Source organism: Bradyrhizobium sp. P2_E8 (assembly GCF_056403875.1).
On record NZ_JBFUES010001449.1, the window covers coordinates 1 to 1,339 of the forward strand.

The following is a 1,339-nucleotide window of genomic DNA, read 5'->3' on the forward strand; positions in this document are numbered from 1 at the left end:
ATCCACACCTTTGCCGGCTATCTCGGCGGCGCCGTGACGCCGGCGATCGTCGCCGCGCTGGTCACCGTTTCGGGTGGCGTCGGCGCATTGATCGCATCGGGCGCGATCGCCATTCTGGTGGCGCTGCTGTTGGTCGCCATGGGCATCCCCGAGGCCGGCGCACACAAGAAAAAGCCGGGCAACGAAACCGCGCCGAAGCAGGCCGTGATCACGCCGGCGCTGATCACCCTGACCGCGCTGTTCATGCTGCTCAGCCTGTCGGTGGCCGGCATCAACAATTTCGGCGTGGTGGCGCTGATGAGCGGCTACGGCGCTTCCTATTCGATCGCCAACGTCGCACTGACCGCGTTCCTCGGCGCCAGCGCCGCGGGCGTGCTCGCGGGCGGCTTCCTCGCCGACCACACCGAGCGTCACGGCTATGTCGCCGCCGCCTGCTTTGCCGCGAACGCGGCGATCGTGCTCTTGATCGCACTGGTGACGATGCCCGGCTGGGCTTTGACCGCGACGATGACGGCGGCGGGCTTTCTCTCCGGCGTGATCGCGCCCTCGCGGGACATGCTGGTGCGCAATGCGGCCCCTGCCGGCGCGGCCGGCCGCGCCTTCGGCATCGTCTCCACCGGCTTCAATCTCGGCGGCATCGTCAGCCCGCTGCTGTTCGGCTGGATCATGGACCAGAGCGCGCCGCACTGGGTGTTCGGGGCGTCCGTGATCTTCATGGTCGCAACGGTGGTGCTGTCGCCGTTCACGGAGCGGAAGCCTGAGAAGGCGTAGCTACGAATTTTATCGTCGTCCCGGCGAAGGCCGGGACCCATAACCACAGGGACAAGTTGCAGCGCGAGACTGGTCACTCCGAGTCTTCGCCAAACATCTCCCTGTGGTTATGGGTCCCGGATCGGCGCGCGCTTGGGGCGCGCTTGTCCGGGACGACGAAAAGAAACAAAACAAAACGGGAAGAAACCTCATGACCAATCCTGATCTCGTGATCCGCGGCGGCACCGTCGCGGATGGAAGTGGCGGCGAATTGTTCGAGGCCGATGTCGCCATCACCGCCGGCAGGATCACCGAGGTCGGGAAGATCTCCGCGAAGGGACAAGAGGAGATCGACGCGCGCGGCAAGCTGGTGACGCCGGGCTTCGTCGACGTCCATACCCATTATGACGGGCAGGTCACCTGGAGCCAGGACATCACGCCGTCGTCGCAGAACGGCGTCACCACCGCGATCATGGGCAATTGCGGCGTCGGCTTTGCGCCGTGCAAGCCTGCCGACCACACCCGCCTGATCCAGCTGATGGAAGGCGTCGAGGACATTCCCGAGCCGGTGCTGAGCGCCGGCATTCCC

General features: G+C 65.9%; 2 protein-coding genes. Both read left to right on the forward strand.

Annotated elements, in window-relative coordinates; all coding sequences use genetic code 11:
- Positions 1 to 771 (forward strand): MFS transporter (locus tag AC1D00_RS41300; RefSeq protein ID WP_477014666.1); only part of this gene is annotated, 771 nt, incomplete at its 5' end.
- Between the two features lie 190 nt (positions 772 to 961).
- The coding region (locus tag AC1D00_RS41305; RefSeq protein WP_477014667.1) for an amidohydrolase family protein at positions 962 to 1,339 on the forward strand (378 nt) is incomplete at its 3' end.